Origin of the sequence: Pseudochrobactrum sp. AO18b (assembly GCF_000409565.1) — a bacterium.
Lineage (GTDB): Bacteria > Pseudomonadota > Alphaproteobacteria > Rhizobiales > Rhizobiaceae > Pseudochrobactrum > Pseudochrobactrum saccharolyticum.
In genome coordinates this window covers 1-7,231 of the sequence record NZ_ANNO01000107.1, presented here as the reverse complement: position 1 = coordinate 7,231, position 7,231 = coordinate 1, and the positions used below count along the sequence as shown (strand labels likewise).

7 protein-coding genes are annotated in these 7,231 nt (G+C 53.3%); 1 reads left to right on the top strand and 6 read right to left on the bottom strand.

From position 1 onward, the window contains the following. Positions 1 to 34 precede the first annotated feature (34 nt). Positions 35 to 217, bottom strand: coding sequence for a 50S ribosomal protein L32 (rpmF, locus tag A918_RS0104630; protein WP_022709922.1), 183 nt, complete (start codon positions 215 to 217; stop codon positions 35 to 37). Between the two features lie 259 nt (positions 218 to 476). After that, the gene (gene mtgA, locus A918_RS0104625) at positions 477 to 1,244 is read right to left on the bottom strand and encodes a monofunctional biosynthetic peptidoglycan transglycosylase (protein ID WP_022709921.1); all 768 of its coding nucleotides are present in this window, start codon (positions 1,242 to 1,244) and stop codon (positions 477 to 479) included. Positions 1,245 to 1,530: 286 nt separating this feature from the next. Here mtgA and A918_RS0104615 point away from each other — a divergent pair, with 286 nt between their 5' ends. Further along, on the top strand, positions 1,531 to 2,379 hold the full coding sequence (locus A918_RS0104615; RefSeq protein WP_245257291.1) for a polyprenyl synthetase family protein: 849 nt from the start codon (positions 1,531 to 1,533) through the stop codon (positions 2,377 to 2,379). Positions 2,380 to 2,431: 52 nt separating this feature from the next. On the opposite strand, the gene ispG is transcribed toward A918_RS0104615, so the two are convergent. The 4 genes from ispG to A918_RS0104595 form a co-directional block, all read right to left on the bottom strand. Further along, positions 2,432 to 3,703 carry a flavodoxin-dependent (E)-4-hydroxy-3-methylbut-2-enyl-diphosphate synthase gene (gene ispG / locus A918_RS0104610; protein WP_022709919.1) on the bottom strand — a complete coding sequence of 424 codons (1,272 nt, stop codon included), beginning with the start codon at positions 3,701 to 3,703 and terminating at the stop codon, positions 2,432 to 2,434. 132 nt (positions 3,704 to 3,835) lie between these two features. Beyond that, the gene (locus A918_RS0104605; RefSeq protein WP_245257290.1) at positions 3,836 to 5,029 is read right to left on the bottom strand and encodes an MFS transporter; all 1,194 of its coding nucleotides are present in this window, start codon (positions 5,027 to 5,029) and stop codon (positions 3,836 to 3,838) included. 184 nt (positions 5,030 to 5,213) lie between these two features. After that, on the bottom strand, positions 5,214 to 6,539 hold the full coding sequence (locus A918_RS0104600) for a TRAP transporter large permease (protein ID WP_022709917.1): 1,326 nt from the start codon (positions 6,537 to 6,539) through the stop codon (positions 5,214 to 5,216). Next, positions 6,536 to 7,150, bottom strand: a complete 615-nt coding sequence (locus tag A918_RS0104595; RefSeq protein WP_022709916.1) for a TRAP transporter small permease — start codon at positions 7,148 to 7,150, stop codon at positions 6,536 to 6,538. The genes A918_RS0104600 and A918_RS0104595 overlap by 4 nt, the downstream gene beginning before the upstream one ends. Between the last annotated feature and the right edge of the window lie 81 nt (positions 7,151 to 7,231).

The window sequence follows — 7,231 nt, the reverse complement described above, 5'->3', positions numbered from 1 at the left end:
GTTTCTTTTTTAAAAGCTCCAAGAAAAAGCGAAATTACGCTTCCTTTGGCTCCAGAACCTGACGGCCGCGATACATACCGCTTTTCAGGTCGATATGGTGCGGGCGACGCAGTTCGCCGGAGTTCTTGTCTTCAACATATGTCGGAGCCTTCAGCGCATCAGCCGAACGACGCATGCCGCGCTTCGAAGGGGAAGTTTTTCGTTTAGGTACAGCCATTGATTCTGCTCCAGTGATTAGTCAATCGAATGTCCGGTGCCTCATAGCAAGGCTGTCACATCGGACATTGTTCCGGAAAGTTTTGCTGCCTATACACGCTCAAACGTCTTTTGACCAGCAGGACTCGCATTTTTTTTATGCAAATCCCGATTTACCGGCTTAAAAACCTGCTCAGAAATGTATTTCAGTCGCTGCCCTATAGCATCATTCCCGGCCAAAGGACAAAAGATTTCGCGCTTTTGCTCAAATTTTGCTGATTTTATTGCACGCAGCCGACATAAGTGCCGCTGTTTTGGGCTCTGCGCTCAATAATACGGGAAATCCGCACCATCCCGCGGCTTGGTTTGGACGCATCGCGGAGAATCGGATTCGGCAGCGTGACTGCGAGATAGGCAGCCTGCCGCGCCGTTAATTTGGAAGCAGGACGCTTGAAATAATGCTGGGCAGCGGCTTCAACCCCATAAATCCCGTCACCCCACTCCACGATATTGAGATAAATCTCCATCATCCGACGCTTGGAAAGAATCAATGAGGCGGCCTGCGCCAGTGGGAATTCCAGTGCCTTGCGCACATAAGAGCGCCCGTTCCAAAGAAACAGATTTTTCACAGTCTGCATCGGGATTGTCGAAGCGCCGCGGCTTGGCTCACCGTCACTGCCCAGCACCAGTTTCAGCTGATTCCAGTCAATGCCATAATGGCTGCAAAACTGCCCGTCTTCGGACATCATCACCGAATTGACCAGTACCGGAGCAATATCCTCCAGCGGCACCCATTGGCGTTCATAGCCTTTCAGCGTCACCAGATCCTTAATCATCAAGGTTGATACCGGATGCACAAAGGGCAGCTTGTAGAGAAAAAGCAGAGCGAAAGGCGCAATTACCAGCAACAGCAAAAAGCGCTTCAGCCAATACCACGGCCGCACGCTCACCGGATCCGCCACAAAGCTGGCGACGGTTTTCGGAGCTGCGGTTTCATGATGACCGTCCCCTTTATCTCCGTCCTCCTTATACATGACAAATTTTGTCATTGTGCCCGCAGTGTCTCCGTTACTTGCCATATCGTTACTGCATAATTTCAGCCGATTGAAAAGCCGGTGCTGCAAGACATATCAGTTTTCAGGCATTTTTTGTTGGTAAAAAACATTTCGCGGCTTTTCTGCATCACCTCTGATACAGAAATTTCATATTGAGCCGACCGGACAGGAGTTGATTATTACAGGCGAATGGTTCATGCCCTTGTCCATGAAAAACGATCATGACATTTCCGGTTTCGGACAGCGGCTGGCACTTCATGCCGCTTCCGTTGAGCAACTGATGGTCTCACTTCTGGATGAGCGCCCGCGTCTCGGCGAGGTTATTCGTCCGCCGCGCCTGATGGCCGCAATCCGTCATGGTGCGCTGAATGGCGGCAAGCGCCTGCGCCCGTTTCTGGTCACGGAAACCGCCCGTCTCTATGATGCTGATCCCCAAGCTGCATTGCGCGTTGCCGCAGCGCTGGAATGTATCCATTGCTACTCGCTGGTTCATGATGATCTTCCGGCCATGGATGATGATGATATGCGTCGCGGCCAGCCAACTGTTCACAAAGCCTATGATGAAGCGGCAGCAATTCTCGCTGGTGACGGTCTGCTCACTTATGCTTTTGACATCATCGCTGATGATGCCACAGAACTGCCGGTGAAAACCCGCCTTGATCTGGTGCAGGCTTTGTCGCGTGCCTCCGGTGTCGGCGGTATGGTCGGCGGTCAGGCACTTGATCTGATGGCTGAAACCGCCAGCCCTGATGAAGCGGACATTATTACCCTGCAAGCGATGAAAACCGGCGCGCTGATCCGCTTCGCATGTGAAGCCGGTGCGATTATCGGCAATGCAAGCACGGAAGAGCGTGAGCGCCTTGCTGAATTCGGCTCGGCCATTGGTCTGGCTTTCCAGCTTGCCGATGATCTGCTTGATGTAACCGCCGATGCAGCGACTATGGGTAAAGCCACCGGCAAAGATGCTGCCGCAGGCAAAGCGACCCTTGTTTCACTGCATGGCATTGACTGGACAAAAAAACAGCTGGCTGGTCTGGTCTCGCAGGCAGAAGACCTGCTCGCACCTTTCGGTGACAAAGCGCAGATTTTGAAAGAAGCCGCGCATTTTATCGCTCTGCGTCAGAGCTGACCCAAATATCTTCAATAAAAAACCGGCTAAAACAGCCGGTTTTTTATTATTCTTATTCTACGGCTTCCGGCTTTTTAGCGCCGAGCCCGTAACGGTTTTCGATATATTCGGCCACCATCTTCTGGAAATCTTCAGCGATTGCGGGACCGCGCAATGTCGCGACCTTCTTGCCATCTACGAAAACCGGTGCGGATGGTGTCTCACCGGTTCCCGGCAGAGAAATGCCGATATCCGCATGTTTGGATTCACCCGGACCATTAACGATACAGCCCATCACCGCAACAGACAGGCCTTCAACACCCGGATATTTCTCACGCCAGATCGGCATATTGGTGCGGATATCATTCTGAATGGTCTGCGCCAGTTCCTGAAACACCGTTGAGGTGGTGCGTCCGCAACCCGGACACGCCGCAACAATCGGGATAAACTGACGGAAGCCCATCACCTGCAGCAATTCCTGCGAAACCTGCACTTCACGGGTACGATCGCCATTCGGCTCCGGTGTCAGTGAAATACGGATTGTATCGCCGATGCCCTGCTGCAAGAGAATACCCATCGCGGCGGAAGAAGCCACAATGCCTTTGGTGCCCATACCGGCTTCGGTCAGCCCCAGATGCAGCGCATGATCGCAGCGTTTGGCCAGTTCCGCATAAACAGCAATCAGATCCTGTACCTGACTGACTTTGGCGGAAAGAATGATCTTCTCGCGCGGCAGGCCGATTTCTTCAGCCAGATCAGCAGAGATCAGTGCAGACTGGATAATCGCCTCGCGCATCACTTCCTGCGCGGTCATTGGCGCACCGGCAGCCTGATTGCGATCCATCAGCGTGGTCAGCAATTCCTGATCCAGCGAGCCCCAGTTTACACCGATACGCACCGGCTTGTCATAGCGGATTGCCATTTCGATAATTTCGGCAAACTGCTTGTCTTTTTTGTCTTTGAAGCCAACATTGCCCGGATTGATACGGTATTTCGCCAGCGCTTCCGCACAGGCCGGATGGTCTGACAGCAGCTTATGGCCGATATAATGAAAATCACCGATCAGCGGCACATTGAGGCCGAGGCGCTCAAGACGCTCACGGATTTTCGGCACGGCGGCGGCAGATTCATCACGGTCAACCGTGATACGTACCAGTTCGGAACCCGCATGATGCAGGGCAGCCACCTGTGCAACTGTACCGTCAATATCCGCCGTATCCGTATTGGTCATGGATTGCACAACCACCGGCGCATCACCGCCAACAATCACGCCGCCGACATTGACCCCGACAGATGTGCGGCGGGCAAAGGGATGGGCATAATAGTGCAGATTATCAGAAGCCATAATTATACAATCTTAAAGTGGGCAATCTTACAGTGATACGGGAACATCTCGGTTCAATGCTGTTCCATAACCGTGACGGAACAGCTTTTGAACCGCAATTGTGACAGTCTTACAGCAGGTCGTTCAAAACTTCTATTCTCTTTTCTGATCTGCGGCACTTGCGAGCGATGAAAGCATAAACACCACCACCAGCATCAGTGCCAGCACCATATAGACAGGGCCGAAACCGATATGCCCGCCGATATAGCCGATCAGTGACGGTGCAACCAGAATGCCTGAATAGCCCATCAATGTGACAAGACTTAACGCCGTACCCGCATGGATGCCACTCTGATTGCCTGCCGCCGAGAAAATGATCGGCACAATATTAGCCACACCAAGTCCTGCAACGGCAAAAGCCAGAATTGCTATCCACGCATGTGGTGCAAAACCGCTGACAAACAAGCCCGATGCGGCAATAATGATCGACACGCGGAATGTCCGCACGGCACCGAAGCGGTTACGCACGCCGTCTCCGAGAAAACGAACCAGCGCCATGGTTGCAGAAAAAGCTGCATAGCCATAACCGGCTGTAGTCAAATCTGCTGAAAAAGCCTGCTGAATATAGACCGCCGCCCAGTCCAGCACCGCGCCTTCCGGCACCATTGCGAATAATGCCATCATACCGATCAGATAGATCACCGGCTGATTAGGCAGGCGGAAGCGGATTTTCTCGCTGGTCTGCTGCTGACGATCCATAACCAGTCGCGGCAAAGTTATCAGCATGATGATACCGGCAATCACGCTCACCAGAACCGCATGGCTGAATGCGCCCTGATAGTGCAGATAAAAGCTGCCAAGCGCACTGCCGGCAAAACCGCCAAGACTCCAGAAACCGTGAGAGGAAGACATCAGCGCACGGCCGAGCGTTTTCTCCACCGCAACGGCATTGGCATTCATCGCCACATCCATACCGCCGAAAACCGCGCCCAGCATAAACAGCACCGGCACAGCCAGATAAAGATTATTGGTCAGAGCAACAACAATCAGCCAGAACGCCACGCCGACAGCAAAGCTTTTGGTCACGCGATCCGAGCCATAGCGCGCCAGCAACGGGCCGCACAGTCCCATGGCCGCCAGAGCGCCAAGACCGAAAACCAGAATGAGCAATCCGAAGACACCTTCAGAAACGCCCAACCGGCTCATCATCAGCGGAATATGCAAAGCCCAGCTGCCGGTGACAAAGCCGTTGGAAAAAAATGCACCCGCCACCGCCCAGCGGTAATAACGCGCACCACTGTCTATAACAGCAGGCTGCACTGTACTGATCCCTGCATCTCCGCTCACAAAACCGCTCCATCAGGTTCAGAACATTATTTAAAGCGTATCCCGAAAAGCGAGAATTGCTCCTGAGCCTCTGTTTAGTCGATTTTTATGACAAAAGAAATCACCTAACCGTCACAAGCCTGTCAGCTGTTGCAGCCAAAGAAAAAGGCGGCCGAAGCCGCCTTTTGTGTGATTATTAAAGCCTTTATTTCATGCCCAGCGTATGCGGCAGCCAGAGCGTGATCTGCGGCACATAAGTGACCAGCCCGAGGAAGATCAGCGTTGTGATAATCCAAGGCAATGTCGATTTGGTCACGGCCGTGAGCCCCATTTTCGATATGGATGAGGCCACATAGAGATTGAGCCCCACCGGCGGTGTACACAGACCGATCTCCATATTCACCACCATCATCACCCCGAAATGCACCGGATCAACACCGAGTTTCACGGCAATCGGAAACAGGATCGGCGCCATAATCAGCACCACGGCAGAAGGCTCCATCACCATACCGATCAGCAGCAGGATGATATTGACCATCAGCAGGAAGCCGATCATGCCAAAGCCCTGCTCAACGATCCATGCACTCATCTGCTGCGGAATTTGCTCCGAGGTCAGGATGAAGGCAAACATCACCGCATTGGTAATGATATAGAGCAGCATCGCGCTCATCGCCGCCGAAGACAGCAGCACTTTCGGCACATCGCGCAGTTTAATGTCCTTATAGACAAAAACTGCAATCACGAATGCATAGACGGCAGAAACCGCAGCAGCTTCAGTCGGTGTGAAAATACCGCCATAAATACCACCCATAATGATGACGATCAGCATCAGCCCCCAGACGGAGGAGCGGAAGGCTTCCCAGCGCTCACGCCAGCTGGCTTTCTGCATCCGCGGATAGCCGTTTTTCCATGCGCGCCAGATGGTTGTGCTGCCAAGCATTGCCGCCAGCATCAGCCCCGGAACAACACCGGCCATAAACAATGTGCCGATTGAGGCCGACATGACCGGCGCACCGTCCGGCCCGGTCACCACCATGCCGGAGGTTGCCACCGCATACATCACCATCACAATCGACGGCGGAATGAGAATGCCCAACCCGCCGGAGGTCGCGATTACGCCGGTACCAAATTGCGGCGGATAACCCTGCTTGACCATTGCCGGTATCAGGATGGAACCAACCGCCATCACCGTTGCCGGTGACGAGCCGGAAATTGCAGCAAACAGCGAACAGGCGGCAACCGCAGCCAGCCCCATACCGCCATACCAGTGCCCGACCATCGAGGTGGCAAAGCGGATCATGCGCTTGGCTACCCCGCCATGGGTGAGAAAGTTACCGGCAAGGATGAAAAACGGGATCGCCATGATCTCAAATTTTTCAATACCGGTGAACAGTTTCAGCGCAATTGAATCCATCGGGATCGAGGTGAAACCGAACAGGAAGGTGAAAACCGTCAGACCCAGCGCAATGGAAACCGGCATCCCTGTCACAAGCAACAGTGCCAGAATGAGGAAGATAATCAGAGCGGTCATCGTGCGGCCTCCGCATCTTCCAGCCCGTCAACATGACCATGATCGTGATGAGCGATAGTGCCTGTGGTGAGATAGAGCCACAGCGCCTGAATAAAGCGGAAGCACATCAAGGCAGAGCCAAGCGGCACGGCGAGATAAACAATCCACATCGGCATTTCGAGATCAGCGGAAATCTGGCCGGTTTTGGAAATATGCCAGACGAAATCCGTGCCGATCCACGCCACGATACCCGTGAACAGGATACAGGCCAGAAAAGCGATAATAATCATCAGGCGCTGGTTTTTCAGTGACATACGCTCCACCAGCACATCAACGCCGACATGGATGCCAATACGCACGCCATAGGCCGCGCCGAATTTCGCCATCCACACAAACAGATAAATACAGGCTTCCTGTGCCCAGGTCAGATTGATTGATGCCAGCCAGCGATAAAAGCTGCGGGCATAGCCCTGCAATTCGGCATAATCATTAGCACGTGCCCAGGACAGCACATCGGCAACCAGCCCGATAGAATAACGGTGAGCAACCGCGACAAAGATCAGCACAACGGCCGCTGCAATCAAAAAAGACAGCAATATTTCTTCAAAGCGGTCGAGGATACGCAACACCATAGGATGCTCCTCATGTGAGGGCGCACCGCTTTTCGGTGCTCCGTCTTGTTAATTATGAGCGCAAAAAACCAGCCGTGATAA

Excerpts from the sequence above, each read along its gene's own strand:
- rpmF (WP_022709922.1), bottom strand. The coding sequence starts at position 217 with ATGGCTGTACCTAAACGAAAAACTTCCCCTTCGAAGCGCGGCATGCGT.
- mtgA (WP_022709921.1), bottom strand. The coding sequence starts at position 1,244 with ATGACAAAATTTGTCATGTATAAGGAGGACGGAGATAAAGGGGACGGT.
- A918_RS0104615 (WP_245257291.1), top strand. The coding sequence starts at position 1,531 with ATGGTCTCACTTCTGGATGAGCGCCCGCGTCTCGGCGAGGTTATTCGT.
- ispG (WP_022709919.1), bottom strand. The coding sequence starts at position 3,703 with ATGGCTTCTGATAATCTGCACTATTATGCCCATCCCTTTGCCCGCCGC.
- A918_RS0104600 (WP_022709917.1), bottom strand. The coding sequence starts at position 6,539 with ATGACCGCTCTGATTATCTTCCTCATTCTGGCACTGTTGCTTGTGACA.
- A918_RS0104595 (WP_022709916.1), bottom strand. The coding sequence starts at position 7,150 with ATGGTGTTGCGTATCCTCGACCGCTTTGAAGAAATATTGCTGTCTTTT.